At 64.2% G+C, this 15,828-nt stretch carries 15 protein-coding genes; 4 read left to right on the forward strand and 11 right to left on the reverse strand.

The genetic code is table 11. The features are described 5' to 3' along the window. Window positions 1–66: 66 nt before the first annotated feature. Genes LDN85_RS03665 through LDN85_RS03680 form a run of 4 tightly spaced genes read right to left on the reverse strand, consistent with a single transcriptional unit; the run spans window position 67 to window position 3,579 of the window. Window positions 67–459 (reverse strand): universal stress protein, encoded by a 393-nt coding sequence (locus LDN85_RS03665; RefSeq protein ID WP_026541853.1) that lies wholly within the window; start codon window positions 457–459, stop codon window positions 67–69. Beyond that, the gene (locus LDN85_RS03670) at window positions 456–2,069 is read right to left on the reverse strand and encodes a tripartite tricarboxylate transporter permease (RefSeq protein ID WP_223944623.1); all 1,614 of its coding nucleotides are present in this window, start codon (window positions 2,067–2,069) and stop codon (window positions 456–458) included. Before LDN85_RS03670 ends, LDN85_RS03665 begins: the two co-directional genes overlap by 4 nt. After that, window positions 2,069–2,572: a tripartite tricarboxylate transporter TctB family protein gene (locus LDN85_RS03675; RefSeq protein ID WP_026541855.1), complete on the reverse strand. Its 504-nt coding sequence runs from the start codon at window positions 2,570–2,572 to the stop codon at window positions 2,069–2,071. The genes LDN85_RS03670 and LDN85_RS03675 overlap by 1 nt, the downstream gene beginning before the upstream one ends. Beyond that, window positions 2,569–3,579, reverse strand: coding sequence for a tripartite tricarboxylate transporter substrate-binding protein (locus tag LDN85_RS03680; protein ID WP_026541856.1), 1,011 nt, complete (start codon window positions 3,577–3,579; stop codon window positions 2,569–2,571). Before LDN85_RS03680 ends, LDN85_RS03675 begins: the two co-directional genes overlap by 4 nt. 270 nt (window positions 3,580–3,849) lie before the next feature. On the opposite strand from LDN85_RS03680, the gene LDN85_RS03685 reads away from it, so the two are divergent. After that, on the forward strand, window positions 3,850–5,547 hold the full coding sequence (locus tag LDN85_RS03685) for a sensor histidine kinase (protein WP_223945416.1): 1,698 nt from the start codon (window positions 3,850–3,852) through the stop codon (window positions 5,545–5,547). Next, window positions 5,544–6,212, forward strand: coding sequence for a response regulator (locus LDN85_RS03690; RefSeq protein WP_026541857.1), 669 nt, complete (start codon window positions 5,544–5,546; stop codon window positions 6,210–6,212). The genes LDN85_RS03685 and LDN85_RS03690 overlap by 4 nt, the downstream gene beginning before the upstream one ends. A gap of 95 nt (window positions 6,213–6,307) precedes the next feature. Here the strand turns inward: LDN85_RS03690 and LDN85_RS03695 are convergent, their stop codons facing one another. From LDN85_RS03695 to LDN85_RS03725, 7 genes are all read right to left on the reverse strand, one after another. Then, window positions 6,308–6,991, reverse strand: coding sequence for an NAD(P)-binding domain-containing protein (locus LDN85_RS03695; RefSeq protein WP_223944624.1), 684 nt, complete (start codon window positions 6,989–6,991; stop codon window positions 6,308–6,310). Window positions 6,992–7,071: 80 nt separating this feature from the next. Then, a complete protein-coding gene (locus tag LDN85_RS03700) occupies window positions 7,072–7,554 on the reverse strand; it encodes a heme-degrading domain-containing protein (protein WP_223944625.1) in 483 nt (160 codons plus the stop codon). Then, a complete protein-coding gene (locus LDN85_RS03705; protein ID WP_223944626.1) occupies window positions 7,551–8,603 on the reverse strand; it encodes a Gfo/Idh/MocA family oxidoreductase in 1,053 nt (350 codons plus the stop codon). The genes LDN85_RS03700 and LDN85_RS03705 overlap by 4 nt, the downstream gene beginning before the upstream one ends. A 4-nt stretch (window positions 8,604–8,607) precedes the next feature. Further along, window positions 8,608–9,609: a sugar phosphate isomerase/epimerase family protein gene (locus LDN85_RS03710; RefSeq protein WP_223944627.1), complete on the reverse strand. Its 1,002-nt coding sequence runs from the start codon at window positions 9,607–9,609 to the stop codon at window positions 8,608–8,610. 1 nt (window position 9,610) lies between these two features. Beyond that, the gene (locus tag LDN85_RS03715; protein WP_223944628.1) at window positions 9,611–10,774 is read right to left on the reverse strand and encodes a Gfo/Idh/MocA family oxidoreductase; all 1,164 of its coding nucleotides are present in this window, start codon (window positions 10,772–10,774) and stop codon (window positions 9,611–9,613) included. 14 nt (window positions 10,775–10,788) lie between these two features. Then, the gene (locus LDN85_RS03720; protein ID WP_223944629.1) at window positions 10,789–11,910 is read right to left on the reverse strand and encodes a Gfo/Idh/MocA family oxidoreductase; all 1,122 of its coding nucleotides are present in this window, start codon (window positions 11,908–11,910) and stop codon (window positions 10,789–10,791) included. Next, a complete protein-coding gene (locus LDN85_RS03725) occupies window positions 11,907–12,713 on the reverse strand; it encodes a sugar phosphate isomerase/epimerase (RefSeq protein WP_026541864.1) in 807 nt (268 codons plus the stop codon). Before LDN85_RS03725 ends, LDN85_RS03720 begins: the two co-directional genes overlap by 4 nt. A gap of 221 nt (window positions 12,714–12,934) precedes the next feature. Here LDN85_RS03725 and LDN85_RS03730 point away from each other — a divergent pair, with 221 nt between their 5' ends. Further along, window positions 12,935–14,152 (forward strand): ROK family transcriptional regulator, encoded by a 1,218-nt coding sequence (locus LDN85_RS03730; protein ID WP_026541865.1) that lies wholly within the window; start codon window positions 12,935–12,937, stop codon window positions 14,150–14,152. A gap of 85 nt (window positions 14,153–14,237) precedes the next feature. Next, the gene (locus tag LDN85_RS03735; protein ID WP_026541866.1) at window positions 14,238–15,431 is read left to right on the forward strand and encodes an MFS transporter; all 1,194 of its coding nucleotides are present in this window, start codon (window positions 14,238–14,240) and stop codon (window positions 15,429–15,431) included. Window positions 15,432–15,828 lie beyond the last annotated feature (397 nt).

The raw sequence follows: 15,828 nt of genomic DNA on the forward strand, positions 1-15,828 counted from the left end.
TTGGATTTTTTACACAGCAAATGCCCCTAAGAAGGAATCCTAAGGGCATTGGCTGTGTGAAAACTCCTAGTCGGCTTTGACCGCCAGGACCGGGCAGTCCGCCTCCAGCAGGATCCGCTGGGACACGCTGCCCATGATGAGCTTGCCCACCGGGCTGCGGCGGCGAAGACCGATGACAATCAGCCCGGCGTCGTGCTCTTCGGCTGCGTCCAGTACCTCGGCCGCCGCATCATGGCCGCGGATGGGCTGCTTGATGATGTGCTGGATGCCATGCTCCGCCAGCCGGTCCTCGATGCTCTGGATCTCCGGTTCCTGGGCGTACCGGTTATCCACCAGGGCGTCGCCCTTGGAGGAGTTGATGACCAGCAGGGTGTCGTTGCTTTTCTTGGCCTCGGCGATGGCTTGCGTCAATGCCGCTTCGCCTTCCGGCGTGGGGACGTATCCCACCACGATGGTCATGGTTTCTCCTGGTTCCGGTGGGTTGTTGTTGTCGGTTCGATGGGTGCAGCCGTTGCTGTTTCCACGGGAGCTGCCTGCTCAGGTGGTCCTGCGAACTGCTCGGACGGTCCTGCGAAAACTGCTGCAGGGCGGTTCCGGCGGATGAGCTTGAGGACCAGCGGCCAGGCCAGGATGATCGCGATGATGACGTAGATTCCGATTGCGATCGGCTCACTGAAGAGCCCGGCCGGGTCTCCGGCACTGAGCTGCAGTGTCTTGCGCAGCTGGCCTTCCAAACGGGGGCCAAGAATGACGCCCAGGATGAGCGGCAAGACGGGGAGGCCGAACCGCCGCATCATGAAACCAAGTGCACCGAGGACCAGCAGGATCACCAGGTCGAACGCCTGCAGGTTCACCGAGTAGGCGCCCAGGGTGGCGAAGAACAGGATGCCTGCGTACAGGTACGGGCGGGGGAGCTGCAGGAGCTTGGCCCACAGGGGTGCCAGCGGCAGGTTGATCAGCAGGAGCAGGAGATTGCCAATGAAGAGGCTGGCAATCAAAGCCCACACCAGGGGTCCCTGACTGGAAAACAGCTGCGGTCCGGGCTGAATGCCGTAGGACGTGAACGCTGCAAGCATGACGGCGGCCGTTGCGTTGGTGGGCAGGCCGAGCGCCAGCATGGGGGTGAGAGTGCCTGCCGCCGCTGCGTTGTTGGCAGCTTCCGGCCCGGCTACACCCTCAATTGCGCCGTGTCCGAATTCTTCGGGGTGCTTGCTGAGGCGCTTTTCCGTGACGTAGGAGAGGAAGGTGGGGATCTCGGCGCCGCCCGCGGGCAAAGCCCCAAACGGGAACCCAAACACTGTGCCGCGAAGCCACGGCTTCCAGGAACGCTGCCAGTCCTTCTTGCCCATCCAAGGACGGCCAACCGGAATGATGTGCAACGGGGTACGACGCAAGTGGGCGGCGACCCAGAGTGCCTCGCCCACGGCGAAGATGGCCACGGCCACCACCACAATGTCCAGTCCGTCAGAGAGCAGCGGAATGCCGAACGTGAGGCGGCTTTGACCCGTCACGGAATCGAGGCCCACCAAGCCGATAGCCAGGCCAAGGCCCAAGGAGGCAAAGCCGCGCAGCCGTGACTTGCCCAGTACGGCAGTGACGGCCAGCAAGGCCAGCATCATGATGGCGAAATAGCTGGGGGAGCCCAGGCTGACGGCGAACTTCACAACGATCGGCGCACAGACCGCAAGGAGGGTGGTGCCGATGGTGCCCGCCACGAACGAGCCGATGGCCGCCGTCGCAAGTGCCTGGGCGGCGCGACCCGCCTTGGCCATCTTGTTGCCCTCGATGGCAGTGACCACCGACGACGATTCCCCGGGAGTGTTCAGCAGGATGGAGGTAGTGGAGCCGCCGTACATGCCGCCGTAGTAGATACCGGCGAACATGATGAAGGCGCTGGTGGGTTCAAGGGCATAGGTGACCGGCAGCAGCAAAGCCACGGTCATGGCCGGGCCGAGTCCCGGAAGGACACCGACGGCGGTGCCCAGGATGACGCCGATCATGGCGTACATGAGGTTCAAGGGGGTCAGGGCGGTGGAGAAACCGTCCATCAAGGAGGACCAGACGTCCATCAGAGGATTCCTTCCAGGAGCCCGGCCGGCAAAGCAATGCCCAGGCCGAGGTAGAAGCCGTAGAAGGTGAGCAGGGAAAGAGCCACGGAGATGATTCCGTCGCGGATGTACCGGCGGCTGCCCAAGGCAAGGACGCTGCCCCAGAACAGGATGGTGCCGGAGATGACCCAGCCGGCCCAGTCGATGAGCAGGATGTTCAACAGGAAGGCGCCGGCCAGCGGAAGGATGGTTTTCCAGTCCGCAGGGTGGGTCAGGTCCACATCCTCGCCTTCTTCGGCTTCACCTTTGCCGCCACGGAGGACGTTGATGGCCAGCATCACAGCGCAGATCAGGAGAATCCCGGCAACAATGAACGGGACAGTCTTTGGACCCACGGGGTCCGATTTCGAGTACGGGGTTACCAGGCCGTTGGCGTCCAGGAAGACGAGGACCCCAACCACGCCGAGCAGGAGGGCTACCCCCAGCTCGGCGCGGCCTTTCAAGCCTGTTGCTGGAGAGCTCACGCCAAACCAAGCTTGGTGAGGACGTCCGCCACCCGCTTGTCCTGGTCGGTCAGGAAGGTCTTGAACTCATCGCCGGTGACAAAGGCATCGGTCCAGCTGTGGGTCTTCAGTGCTTCCTTCCAGCCGGCAGACTCGTGCATCTTCTCGAGTGCGGCAATCAGGGACTGCTTGTCGGCATCGCTGATGCCCGGAGGGGCCACAACGCCGCGCCAGTTGCTGAACACCAGGTCAATGTTGGATTCCTTGAGCGTCGGGGCATCCACGCCTTCAAGCCGCTTCTCGCCGCTGGTGGCAAGGACTCGGACTTCTCCGGACTTGATCTGCTCCAGGTACTCGCCGGCACCCGAGGCTGCAAAGCCGAGCTTGTTGCCCAGGATGGCGGGAAGGAGATCGCCGCCGCCGTCGTAGGAGACAAAGTTGACCTTGGTGGCGTCAATGCCCACAGCACCTGCCAACTGCATCGGCAGAAGGTGGTCCGGGCCGCCGGGGGAGGAGCCGCCGCCAACGGAGATGGAAGCGGGATCGGCCTTCCATGCCTTCACCAGATCATCAATGGTCTTGTAAGGGGAGTCCTTGCTGACCATGATGGCGCCGGGCTCTTCAATCAGCTTGGCCAAAGGAGTGGTGTCCGTCAGCTTGGACTGGGACTTGTTGGTGTAGCTGGCACCCACAACGCCCAGGCCCATGAGCATAGTGAGGTCGCCATTGCCCTTTTCATTCACCACACGGGCCAGGCCCACTGTGCCGCCTGCACCGGCAAGGTTGAACACCTCGGTGTTGTTGGCGATCTTCTCATCGTCCAGGACCTTGGCCGCGGCCCGGGCGGTGGTGTCATAACCGCCACCGGGAGTATTCGGGACCATGATCTGCAGGCCGGTGATCGGTCCGGCAGCAGCGCCGGAGCTTTCAGTACCGGTGGAGCTCTTACCTGTGGCACCGCAGCCGGTGGCCATCAGGGCGATGCCGGCGGCGACGGCGGCGATTCGCAATGCGCGGATCTGGCGCATGGTGTTCCTCTTCTCATCATCGAAAATTCGGTGCAGGGCAATCAGCGTTGTGCCCCGTTGATTTGATGCTAGGTCCGCACGTGACGGCTATCACTCTTGTGTTCGCAGTGATCTTTAAGTTCATTGCGTTCACGGTCTTCGAAGGCCCCGTGGAGCTCTGGGGTATAGTTCCGATACGCCAAGCGGAGCAACCCCGGACCACTCCTTACTCCGGCGCCATCAAAGGATTCAGCAGTGACTCGACTGACCCGACTGTCTCGAAGAAGAGGCATGTCCCTGGCCGGGCAATACCTGGTGTTGCAGTTGCTCATTGTCCTGGCCGTTCTGGTGGCAGTGGTAGCGATCTCCCTGGCCCAGTCGGCCGCCGCCTTCGAACGGACCGAAGGCCGGCGGGCATTGTCCGCAGCAGAGGCTCTGGGGAACAACCCCACCGTGCGTGCGCTGCTGCCCACCGCCGAACCACGCGGCGGATCGGCGCTGCCCGCCGTGGCCGAATCGGTCAGGACGGTCTCCGGTTCAGCGCACGTTGCGCTCGCAAAACTGGACGGAACCGTGATCACGGCCTCGGATCCGGGACTGATCGGCCGGCCCTTGCCGCTGGGGGAGAGCAGGGTCATGGAAGGACGGGCTTGGACCGGAGTCCTCAACGGCAGCAACGGGGCAGTCCTTTCGGCCCACGTGCCGGTCATTGACGATTCCGGAAACATGATCGGCATCGCTTCCATCAGCCGCAATTACCCCTCCACGTTGGAAAGACTGGGCGATGCCGTCCCAAACCTCCTCACTTACCTTGGTGTGGCCAGCATCCTTGGAGTGGCCGGCTCCCTGCTGTTGTCGCGGCGCGTCAAACGGCAGACCCTGGGTATGGAACCGCGCGAAATCACGGGCCTGGTTGAAAACAGGGAAGCAATGCTGCAGGGCTTGAAGGAAGGCGTGGTGGCCCTGGACCCCCACGAACGGATCACCGTGGCGAACCAGAGCGCCCGCCAACTGCTGGGGTTGCCCGCCGACTGCGTCGGAAAGAAACTCCGTTCCCTTCACGTGGACCCGGCGTTGAAAACCGTCCTCACCCGCGAACAATCAGACCCGGACCAACTGGTACTTGTCGGGGAACGGCTGGTGGTCATGAACAGGGTGGCACTGCACTCCCACGGACGGGACATTGGCTCCGTGACAACACTGAGGGACCGGACGGAGCTGTCCTCGTTGGAAAGCGAACTCGGCGCCACCCGCACTGTCACGGACACCTTGCGGGCCCAAGCACACGAGTTCGCCAACCAACTCCACGTCATTTCGGGCCTCATCCAAATTGGCGAATACGATTCCGTGGTGCAGTTCGTCAACGGCGCCACCGTGGACCGCACCCGGCTCAGCGACGACGTCACCAGCCGCATCGAAGACCCGGCGCTCGCCGCCCTCCTCATCGCCAAAGCCAGCCTCGCCGCCGAACGCGGCGTTGAGCTGCAGTTGGATCCGCAGTCCGCCCTGCCTCGCGTGGATGAGGAATTGTCCCGTGACGTCACCACCGTGGTGGGCAACCTGGTGGACAACGCGTTCGACGCCGTGACCGGCCGCGCCGGGGCCTTGGTCCGGGTGCTGGTGGTCGACTCGCACGACGGCGTGACGGTCACCGTCCGCGACAACGGGCCTGGAGTCCCTTCCGGGGCAACGGAGGACATCTTCCGGCAGGGTTTTTCCACCAAAGACCCCGGGCCCGGTGATGCAAGGGGCTTTGGGTTGGCGTTGTCGCGCGTGATCTGCCGGCGCTCCGGAGGCGGGCTGACCTTCTCCAACGACAACGGGGCTGTGTTCACGGCGCGGTTCAGGAAGGCGGATCCGGGCCCGGCCGTCTCAGGCAGGACCGACCCAGGCAACACGGGTCCAGGCAAGGCCGGCGCAACCGGTCCAGGCACGACCGGTCCAGCCACGAAAGACAGGAATTCCAACAAAGGGGCAACGCAGCCGTGATCAAGGTACTGATTGTCGATGACGACTTCATGGTGGCCAAGGTCCACGCCGGATTCATTCAACGGACACCCGGCTTCGGAGTGGTAGGGGTTGCCCACACGGGCGCCCAGGCACTGATCGAAACCCGGCGGCTCCAGCCTGACTTGGTGCTGCTGGACATCCATTTGCCCGATATCAACGGGTTGGAACTCATGCACCAACTGCGCGACGTCGCTCCGGACCTGGACGTTCTGGTCATCAGCGCCGCCCGGGAGGTGGAAACCGTGCGCAAAGCGCTGCGCGGCGGAATCGTCCACTACCTGATCAAGCCGTTTTCGCAGTCCGACCTGCAGGAACGGTTGCAGCACTACCTCAGCGCCTACCAAGGCCTGGATGCGTCCAAGGTAGAGGCGGAGCAATCGGATGTGAACCGCGTCTTCGGGCTGGGCATTTCCGAGCGGACCCTGCCCAAGGGGTGCAGCGTGGAGACACTGGAACTGGTGGAATCGGCGCTGAAATCAGCGCCCGGTGACCTCTCAGCCGCTGAGCTCGCAGAGCAACTAGGCACCTCGCGCGTCAGTGCCAGGCGCTACCTTGAGTACCTCCACGACGAAGGTGCGCTGGAAGTCAGGCTCAAGTACGGCGTCGGGCGTCCTGAAAGGCGATACGTCCTGAAGGGGCGGTGAGCTGTTGGTGACAACAAAACGACTGAAGCGGACGACGCCGGGTGGGAACCCGGCGTCGTCCGCTTCAGTTGTCTTTGGGTGCTTCCAGGCGCGCGTTACTTGGTGACCAGGAGGCCGGTGTCCCAGTTGAAGTCCTCGAAGGCCGGGTTGGCTTGCATGGTCATCAGGACGAACTGGAAGCCCTCAAGTTCACGAGCCCGCTTCAGGGGTCCGACCACCAGGGGACGCATGCCGCCCGCGCTGACCAAGCCGCTGACGGCGGCCGTTGCTGCGTCGTCATCGCCCGCGATGAACACGTCCAGCGGCTTGCCCCCGGACTCACCGGCAACCAGGGTGCCGGCGAACGTGGTGTTGAAAGCCTTCACGACGTGGGAGCCGGACGGGGCGAGCTGGGCGATTTCCTCGGCGGCCGACGTCCCGGGCTCTACCACGAGGGAATCGAACGTCTCGAAGTTCACCGGGTTGGTGATGTCAACAATCGTCTTGCCGGCAAGGGCTTCGCCGTAGGTGGAGACGATGGACTTGGCGGCGTCGAAAGGAACCGCGAGAACCACGATGTCTCCTTGCGGAGCCGCTGCAGTGGTACCGGAGGTGACGCGGGCGCCCAATTCAGCGGCCAGTTCCTGGGCCTTGATGGGGTCCTGTCCGAGAATCTCCACAGTGAGGCCGCCTGCGAGAGCGCGGGTGGCGATGCCACGTGCCATGTTGCCGTTACCGATGATGGTCATGTTGGTCATGGGAGTCTTCTTTCCGAGGATGCGGGCGAGGAAATTTTTCATGGAGTCTGCTCTGCTGGGGTTGTTTGTTGAAGCTACAACTAAATATAGATGCAGAAGCTTGAACTGTCAAGTAAAAGTCCCTAGGCCTGGACCCCCACGGTCTTCAGGTAGTTCCGGATCCCGTCCACCACCATCTGGTGGTCCTCGTCAGAGCTCAGCCCGGACACGGTGATGGCCCCGACCACGCCGGCCCCACGAACACGGACGGGAAAAGAACCTCCGGCCAATGTGTAGTCCTCGTGGGCTAGCCAACCGCCGCCCAGTGGGCTGTGCCCGCGGACCGAGAACTCCTCGGACAACAAGGCCGTGCTGTGCTCGAACCTCAGTACGGACGCGGATTTCCGGCGGATCCACTCTTCCTGGTCCGCCGTGGCGCCGGGAAGGACACACCGAAAGAGCATGAGGTTGTGCCGGCGGATATCGATCGCCACGCCAAACCCTGACGAGATCGCATGGTTCGCGATCAAGGAGCCCAAACGCCAGGCGTCGTGGTGGTCGAAGGAAGCGAAAACCAACTCTTCCTCCTGCTGCTTCAGCTCGGCGATGCGCGGGGAGTCAGTCATTGTGGGCCTCCTTCAGAGCCTGCTTCTTTAGAGTCAGCTTCTTCGGAGTCAGCGGCGTAGCGGAGCCCAATCTGCTGACGGATTTCGTCCATGGCCGCCATGATGGCCACGGTTTCACCCGGCGGCAGGATGGTGCCCGCAGTGGAACCGACCCGGATCAGGCGCTCCAACTCTGCAGCCTGGTACTGCATGCCCCGGCTGCTGACCGGTTGCTCGTAACGCTCCACAACGGTGCCATCGACGGCGAAAACCGTGAAGGGCACCGGGTTGTACCAAGTGTGTTCAATGTCGATCCACCCGTCGGTTCCGATCACCATGGCACGGTTGGCGCTGGCGGCGTCGAGTTCGCAATCGACAATCGCCTGGGCACCGTTGGGGTACTCAAAGACGGCCGCCGTTTGGCGGTCAACGCCTGTGGCAGACATCGAGGCGCTGGCCTTGATCGACCCCGGCGTACCCAGGATGTCGAAGGCAAAGGAGATGGGGTAGATGCCCAGGTCCAGCAGTGCGCCGCCGCCCAGTGCCGGATCATTCAGCCGGTGGGCGGGGTCCTTGGGGAGGCTTTGGTTGTGGGTGGCCACCACCTTGCGCACTTCACCAATGGTTCCGGCCGCGATGATCTCACGGATGCGGATCATGTGGGGAAGGAACCTGGTCCACATCGCTTCCAGGACCACCAGCCCCTTGGACTCGGCCAGGTCAACGATCTCCTGTGCCTCGCGGGCGTTCATGGTGAACGACTTCTCCACCAGTACGTGTTTGCCGGCGTTCAAGGCCAGCAGGGCATTCGCGTGGTGGAACGGGTGTGGCGTGGCCACGTACACAACGTCAACCATGGGGTCGGCGACCAGGTCCTCATAGCTGCCGTGAGCGGTGGCCACGCCGTACTCCCCAGCAAACGATCCACTCGACTCCAACGAGCGCGACCCCACGGCTTGGACCGTGAAACCGTTCTCCTTCAAATCTTTGGCCTGGAGCCCGGCAATGAATCCCGTGCCGAGGATGCCCCAGCGGATGGTGCCGTCGGAGGTGCCGTTGCTGAGGGTCACGTGTCTAGTCCTTGCTGCTGAACGCGGCGTCGAAGGAGGTTTGCGACGCCGGGAAATCGAACTTCTTCAGTGCGGCCAGGGCTTCGGGGGCCCCGTGGAGCCGGTCCATTCCTGCGTCCTCCCATTCTATGGAGATAGGGCCGTCGTAGCCGATGGCGGTGAGGGCCCGGAAGGACGATTCCCACGGAACGTCGCCGCGTCCTGCGGAGACGAAGTCCCAGCCGCGTCGGGGATCGCCCCACGGCAGGTGGGAACCCATCACGGTGTTGCGGCCGGTGGGGCGGAGCTTGGTGTCCTTGCAGTCCACATGGTAAATCCGGTCCTTGAAGTCCCAGATGAAGGACACGGGGTCGATGCCCTGCCACATAAAGTGGGAAGGATCCCAGTTCAAGCCGAACGCAGGACGATGGCCGATCGCTTCGAGGGTCCGGACGGTGGTCCAGTAGTCGTAGGCGATTTCGGAGGGGTGGACTTCGTGGGCGAAGCGGACACCGCATTCGTCGAAGACATCCAGGATGGGGTTCCAGCGGTCGGCGAAGTCCTGGTAACCGGCGTCGATGACCTTTTCCGGTACCGGCGGGAACATGGCGACGTACTGCCAGATGGAGGAACCGGTGAACCCGACGACGGTATCCACCCCGAGCGCTTTGGCGAGGCGGGCCGTGTGCTTCATTTCCTCGGCGGCGCGCTGGCGGACGCCTTCAGGATCGCCGTCGCCCCACACCTTGGAACCAACAATGGCTTCATGGCGGAAGTCGATGGGGTCATCGCAAACTGCCTGGCCCTTGAGGTGGTTGGAAATGGCCCAAACCTTCAGGTTGTACTTCTCCAGGACGGCGAGCTTGGATTCGACGTAGCCGGGCTCATCCCAACGCCAGGCGTCCAAATGGTCTCCGGAGACGGCGATTTCCAGGCCGTCATATCCCCAGCCGGAAGCCAGCCGTGCGACTTCCTCGAACGGGAGGTCGGCCCACTGGCCGGTGAACAGGGTATACGGGCGGGGCATGTCAGGCTCCTTCAAGAACGGATGCGTTGAGCTGGATCAGTGAGCTGTTTGCGGCTGCGGACTCTTCCACAGCGGCCAGGATGTGCTGGACGTTCAGGCCCTCTTCAAACGACGGCGACGGCGACTCGCCGGCCGCGATCGCGGTGAGGAAGTCCCGGATCTGATGCGTGAACGTGTGCTCCCAGCCGATGATGTGTCCCTGAGGCCACCACGCGCCCAAGTACGGGTGCTCGGGTTCGTTGACCAGGATCCGCCGGAAACCCTGTTCGCGGACGGGCACTGTGGTGTCCAGGAAGTTCAGTTCGTTCAGGTTCTCGAGGTCAAAGGTCAGCGCACCGAGCGAACCGTAGATTTCGAGCCGGAGGGAGTTCTTTTGGCCCGTCGCTACCCGGGAGGCTTCCACCGAAGCGATTGCCCCGGAGGCGAGCGAGAGGTTGACCCAGGCGGCGTCGTCGACCGTGACATCCTCTGGACCTTCTGCGCCGGGGCGCTGGTCCACGAAGGTGCGCAGGCGGCCCGAAACCTCCGTGACGTCATCACCCAGAAGGTAGAGAATCTGGTCGATGGCATGCGAGGCGATGTCGCCCAAGGCTCCGGAGCCCGCGGTTTCCTTGCGGAGGCGCCAGCTCATAGGGGATTCGGGGTCGGTCAACCAATCCTGCAGATAAGCGGCGCGGATGTGGCGGATGGTGCCGAGGCGGCCTTCGGAAATGAGTTCGCGTGCCAACGCCAAGGCCGGAACCCGCCGGTAGTTGAAGCCGATCATGGACTGAACACCGCGGGACCGGGCCTTCGCGGCGGCTGCGGTCATCAACTCGGCTTCACCCAAAGTGTTGGCCAGCGGCTTCTCCACGAGCACGTGCTTGCCGGCTTCCAACGCCGCGATGGCGATTTCGGCGTGCATCCAGCCCGGTGCGCAGATGTCGATGATGTGGATGTCGTCCCGTTCGATCACCGACCGCCAGTCGGTTGCCGATTCTGCCCAGCCGTACTTGGCGGCCGCTTCAGCAACGGCGTCGGCGTCCCGGCCAACAAGCACTTTCTGCTCGAAGGCCGGGACATCGAAGAAACTGGCGACGTTCCGCCACGCGTTCGAGTGGGCCTTGCCCATGAACGCGTAGCCGATTGCCGCAACACCCAGCGGCGTGTTTCCACAGGTAGTCATAGTGTTCCCCGCCTCTAGAGGGTCGCCGTTTCGGGCGCCCAGTCCTCGGGGAGGGCGGCCGAGACGGGAGCGTTGCTGGTGACGTCCACGAAGGTGCCTGATTCCACGGACTCGGTGATGGAGACCATGCTGTCCAGCACGTGGTAGGCGAGGTCACCTGTGGCGCGGTGGGCCGTGCCTGTGCGGAGAGCGCGGGCCATGTCCAGCACGCCCAGGCCGCGGCCGTTGGCTGGTCCGGTTGCAGGGATGATTTCGGGTTCTTCCGCACCTGCCCGCCAGAGTTTCAGGTCGCCGTCGAAGTAGTTCGGGTCCGGTAGGGACAGGGTTGCTTCGGAGCCGGTGATTTCGACGAAGCCCATGCGTTGGCGCGGGGATTCGAAGGAGAAGACGCTGTGGCTGGATTGGCCGCCTTCGAACTGTGCCATCGCGGAGACGTGCGTGGGGACCTCGACGGCGAATTCCTCGCCGGCCTTGGGCCCGGAACCGATGATGCGGGTTGCTTTGGCGGAGGACCCGACGGCGGCCACCTTGCGGATGGAGCCGAAGGTCTGGATCAGTGCGGTGAGGTAGTACGGGCCCATGTCGAACAGGGGACCGGCGCCGTGCTGGAACAGGAAGGCCGGGTTCGGGTGCCAGGATTCCGGGCCGGGGGTCTGGAACGTGGTCATGCCGGTCAGCGGGGTGCCGATGTCCCCGCGTTCGATGATGCGGCGTGCGGTTTGCAGCCCGGCGCCGAGGAACGTGTCCGGTGCGGTGCCCAGGCGGATGCCGGCGGCGTCGGCGGCTTTGAGTAGGCCCAGGCCGGATTCGCGGTCCAGGGAGAAGGGCTTCTCCGTCCACACATGCTTGCCGGCGCTGACCGCGGCGGTGGCCACCTCGACGTGGGCTGCCGGGATGGTCAGGTTCACGATGAGTTCGACGTCGGGATGGTTCAGTGCCAGCTCGGGCGTACCGAATTCGGCGATCCCGTATTCCTTGGCACGGGCTTCGGCGGCCTCGACAAAGAGGTCCGCGATGACCAGGACTTTCAGGTCCGGGAAGACCGTGAGGTTGTCCAGGTACTGCTTGGAGATGTTGCCCGCACCGATGACGGCAACCCCTACGGGGCCTTTGCGGGTTGACGGTGCGTAGCTCATGCCTGCGCTCCTTCTGCTGCTTCTGTGCTTGCTGCGTCGGCGCTGGCTGGGTCTTTGCCGGCCGCGTCGGCGCTGGCCGCGGCGGTCAGGTAGGCCAGGCTCTGGGTGATGCCTTCGAAGATATCGCCGGAGTAGTCATCGAACTCCACCACTCCTACCTCCAGGGACTTCGCTGCGGCGATCACGTCCAGGACAGGGATGCTGCCCTGTCCGGCGGGCTGCTGGGCCTTGGTGTCGGTGGTGGCCGGGCCGTCCTTGATGTGGATGAGTTTCACGCGGTCGCCCAAGCGGGCCAGGAGCTCCACGGGGTCCTGGCCTCCCACGGCAACCCAGTAGGTGTCGACTTCCAGGACCAGTTCCGGATCCAGCAGACCCTCGAAGTATTCCAGGGCGGTCTTGCCCTCAATGGTGGACTCCAGCTCCCAGGCGTGGTTGTGGTAGCCGACGCGGATGCCGTACCCGGCACCCTTCTTCGCTGCAGCATTGAGCTTGGCGGCGGTGGCCTGGATGTCCTCGGCGGACTGCCAGTGCTCTGCCGGAAGGAACGGATCGATCACCGTGGTGATGCCCAGTTCCTTGGCTGCGGCGAAGATCTCGTCCTGGTCCTGGGACAGCAGCGGGGCGTGTCCGGACGGCGCGGTCAGGCCGTTCTCCTTCAACGCCGCGCCGAGCTCCTTGGCCGTGGCCACGAAGTTATACGGCTCCACCTGCGTGAAGCCGATCTCGGCCACCTTCTTGATGGTTCCCGGCAGGTCCTCCCCGATGGCATCGCGGAGGGTGTACAGCTGAAGTGAGTAAGACATTCGGGTTCCTTTTCGGGAGTGGGTATTTCCGGCAGATCAGGGACTTGGCGCCAGTCTAGTGAGCGCCCTATCAGGGAGCCACCGATTCCACCCATGAATGGGCTGGTCATGCACTCATTTCAGCCTAGAGGGACTTTTGCCGAGCGTCCAGCAAAAGTTACGATAATTCCGACAAACTTCCACTGGGTGACATGCATAAGCAATCATGCTTCACTAATTGGATGACTACGACTGCCGGATCTGACGCCGGAAACAGCTCCGCGCCAGAAGCCGGTAATCTCTCGCGGGCCGGGAATCTCTTCCAGCTTCTCCGCGACGGCAAAGCCCGTACCCGCGCCGAGCTCGCCGAAACCACCGGACTTGCCCGCTCCACGGTGGCTTCCCGCATCGATGCCCTCATTGCTTCTGGCCTCGTGGGCCCGGCAGGTGAGGCCTCCTCCAGTGGCGGCAGGCCGCCGTCGCGCTTTGCGTTCAAACCCGCCGCGCGGGTCGTCCTGGCCGTCGACGTCGGAGCCACCCACGTGATTGTCGCCGTCACCGACCTCGGGGGCAGCGTCCTCGCCGAGCGGCGTTTGGCGCAGGAAGTTGCCGAAGGGCCGGGCGCAGTCCTCAGCCGGGTGGTAGCTGCCGGCCGTGAACTCCTGGCCGAAGCCGGGCGCGAACCCGGCGACCTCGCCGGCATCGGAATCGGACTCCCGGGGCCCGTGGAGCACGATACCGGGAGGCCCGTGAAGCCGCCCATCATGCCGGGCTGGGACGGATTCGACGTCGTGTCGTACGTTCAGCAGTCCCTCGACGTCCCTGTCCTGGTGGACAACGACGTCAACATCATGGCCCTCGGCGAGCGCACCGCCTACTGGCCGGACAATCGGAATTTCGTGTTCGTCAAAGTCGCCACGGGGATCGGTGCCGGGATCATCAGCAGCGGTCAACTGCAGCGTGGAGCCAACGGCACAGCCGGTGACCTCGGGCACGTGCGCGTCCCCCGCGGCGACGACGTCCTCTGCCGATGCGGCAACCATGGGTGCCTTGAGGCGCTGGCCTCAGGGCCCGCCGTCGCGCGTCACCTCCAGTCCCAAGGGCTGGAAGCGTCCACCGGCGCCGATGTCCTGCGACTTGTCGGCGACGGCAACCTGCAGGCGATCCAGGCGCTCAGGCAAGCCGGCCGCGATGTCGGCGACGTACTGGCCACGGTAGTCAACCTGCTGAACCCGTCCGTGATCATCATCGGCGGCAGCGTGGGGGAGGCCGGTGAACACCTGGTGGCCGGCATCCGCGAAGTGGTCTATCGGAGGTCCTTGCCGCTGGCCACCACCCACCTGCGCATCAGTATTTCCATGGCCGGTGACCGCGCCGCCATCCTCGGTGCCAGCCAGATGGTCACCCAGCATGTCCTGTCGCCGGCAGTGATTGAGGCCACGCTCCAAGCAGCGGGCTAAGGGTTGCTCGATGCCCGTTGGCGGGTAGCGCCGTGATAGCAATGAAAGTGATGAAAACGCTTCCTGCCCCGCATCGGTCCATCCGGTGAGCCAGTTCCTCGCGAAAATTCCACGCGGTTGGCTGATTCTTGCGTGCATCGGCCTCATAGCGCTGAACATGCGTGGTCCCTTTGTAGCGGTGGCCCCCGTGGTCGATTCACTGCAGCAGGACCTTGGATTCTCGCCTGTTGAACTCGGCCTGCTGACCGGCATTCCTGTGCTGTGTTTCTCCCTCGCTTCTCCGTTGGCTTCGCTGGCGGGGCGCCGGTTCGGGGCCGAATTCGCCGTGATGCTGACCTTGCTTGGCGTGCTGGCAGGAGTGGTGGTCCGCTCCAGTGGGGGTGGGGCATCGGTCATGGTGGGCACGGTGGTCATTGGCGTGGCCATCACCATCGGGAACATCGCGGTGCCGCTGATCATCCGGCGCGACTTCGCCCCGCGGCGCCAGGCCACGGCCATGGGCGTCTATACGGCTGCGCTCAACATTGGATCATTCCTGACCTCCGTGGTCACCGCACCCTTGGCTGACCTGGTGGGCTGGCGGCTTGCCCTTGCGGCCAGTGCCCTGCTTGCGTTGGCCGCGATCCTTTTTTGGGTGCCAACCGTGGGTGCGCGGCGGGCGTTTGTTCCCCGTGCGGTTCCCGCTCCACCGGCCTCGTTGTCCGGACCGGTTGCGGGGGTGCGCTGGCTGACAGTCGGCCTGACCCTCGGTTTCGCCGGGCAGGCCTTCTCCTACTACGGCGTCACCGCCTGGCTGCCCAGTTTCCTGTCCGATGAACTCGCCATGGGCACCGCCGACGCCGGTGCCGGCTCCTCGCTGTTCCAGATCTTCGCCATTGTGGGCGGCCTGGGCGTGCCGCTCCTGGCCCGTTTCGCCAGTACGACGGCGGTGGCGTTCACCTTGAGCGCGCTGTGGCTGACGGTTCCCGTTGGTTTGTTGCTGGCACCTTCATGGTGGTGGCTGTGGTCTTCGCTGGGCGGAGTTGCCCAGGGCGGCGGCATCACGGTGATTTTCATTGCCATCATCAAGTTCGCCCAGTCCCAGGCCGCAGCCGGGAAAATGTCCGCCGTGGTGCAGGGGGTGGGCTACTGCTTCGCTGCGCTGGCACCCACGGTTGTTGGGTTCGTGCACAGTGTGACCGACGGCTGGACTGTGCCGCTGCTCGTGATCCTCGGTTCGGTGCTCATGTTCTGCGTGTGCACCACGTTGTCCGTGCGATGGGTGGCCCGACAGCGGTAGGGGTGCGGGTCGGTGGGCTGTCTGCGCGAGGTGGGTGAGCCGGCTGCGCGCGTGGGGGCCGTCGTCGTGCGCTTCCTGCTTCCTTGACGCCCGATTCGGGGGTTCCCTGCTGGGTGTGCCGTGCGCGCGGCATGGTGTGCAGTGGGGCATCGAGGTGGCGGGTGGTTCGTGGTCCCGTGGTGGAGTCTGCCCTCGCGTTCGCATCTTCGTGGGTAGCTGTGGGCTGCGGGCCGTCTGAGCCGAGGCTGGTCCGTGGTATCTGGTCCCTGGTTTCTTCGCCGATTCGGGGGTTTCCTGCAGAACGTGCCGTGCGCAGGGCATGGTGTGCAGCGGGGCATCGAGGTGGCGGGTGGTTCGTGGTCCCGTGGTGGCGTCGTGCGCTTCCTGCTCCTTTGGT

Source organism: Arthrobacter sp. StoSoilB20 (genome assembly GCF_019977295.1).
Classification (GTDB): Bacteria; Actinomycetota; Actinomycetes; order Actinomycetales; family Micrococcaceae; genus Arthrobacter; species Arthrobacter nicotinovorans_A.

Bases quoted from the DNA above. Each gene is read 5' to 3' on its own strand.
- LDN85_RS03665 (WP_026541853.1), bottom strand. From the start codon at position 459: ATGACCATCGTGGTGGGATACGTCCCCACGCCGGAAGGCGAAGCGGCA.
- LDN85_RS03670 (WP_223944623.1), bottom strand. From the start codon at position 2,069: ATGGACGTCTGGTCCTCCTTGATGGACGGTTTCTCCACCGCCCTGACC.
- LDN85_RS03680 (WP_026541856.1), bottom strand. From the start codon at position 3,579: ATGCGCCAGATCCGCGCATTGCGAATCGCCGCCGTCGCCGCCGGCATC.
- LDN85_RS03685 (WP_223945416.1), top strand. From the start codon at position 3,850: ATGTCCCTGGCCGGGCAATACCTGGTGTTGCAGTTGCTCATTGTCCTG.
- LDN85_RS03695 (WP_223944624.1), bottom strand. From the start codon at position 6,991: ATGAAAAATTTCCTCGCCCGCATCCTCGGAAAGAAGACTCCCATGACC.
- LDN85_RS03700 (WP_223944625.1), bottom strand. From the start codon at position 7,554: ATGACTGACTCCCCGCGCATCGCCGAGCTGAAGCAGCAGGAGGAAGAG.
- LDN85_RS03710 (WP_223944627.1), bottom strand. From the start codon at position 9,609: ATGCCCCGCCCGTATACCCTGTTCACCGGCCAGTGGGCCGACCTCCCG.
- LDN85_RS03715 (WP_223944628.1), bottom strand. From the start codon at position 10,774: ATGACTACCTGTGGAAACACGCCGCTGGGTGTTGCGGCAATCGGCTAC.
- LDN85_RS03720 (WP_223944629.1), bottom strand. From the start codon at position 11,910: ATGAGCTACGCACCGTCAACCCGCAAAGGCCCCGTAGGGGTTGCCGTC.
- LDN85_RS03725 (WP_026541864.1), bottom strand. From the start codon at position 12,713: ATGTCTTACTCACTTCAGCTGTACACCCTCCGCGATGCCATCGGGGAG.
- LDN85_RS03730 (WP_026541865.1), top strand. From the start codon at position 12,935: ATGACTACGACTGCCGGATCTGACGCCGGAAACAGCTCCGCGCCAGAA.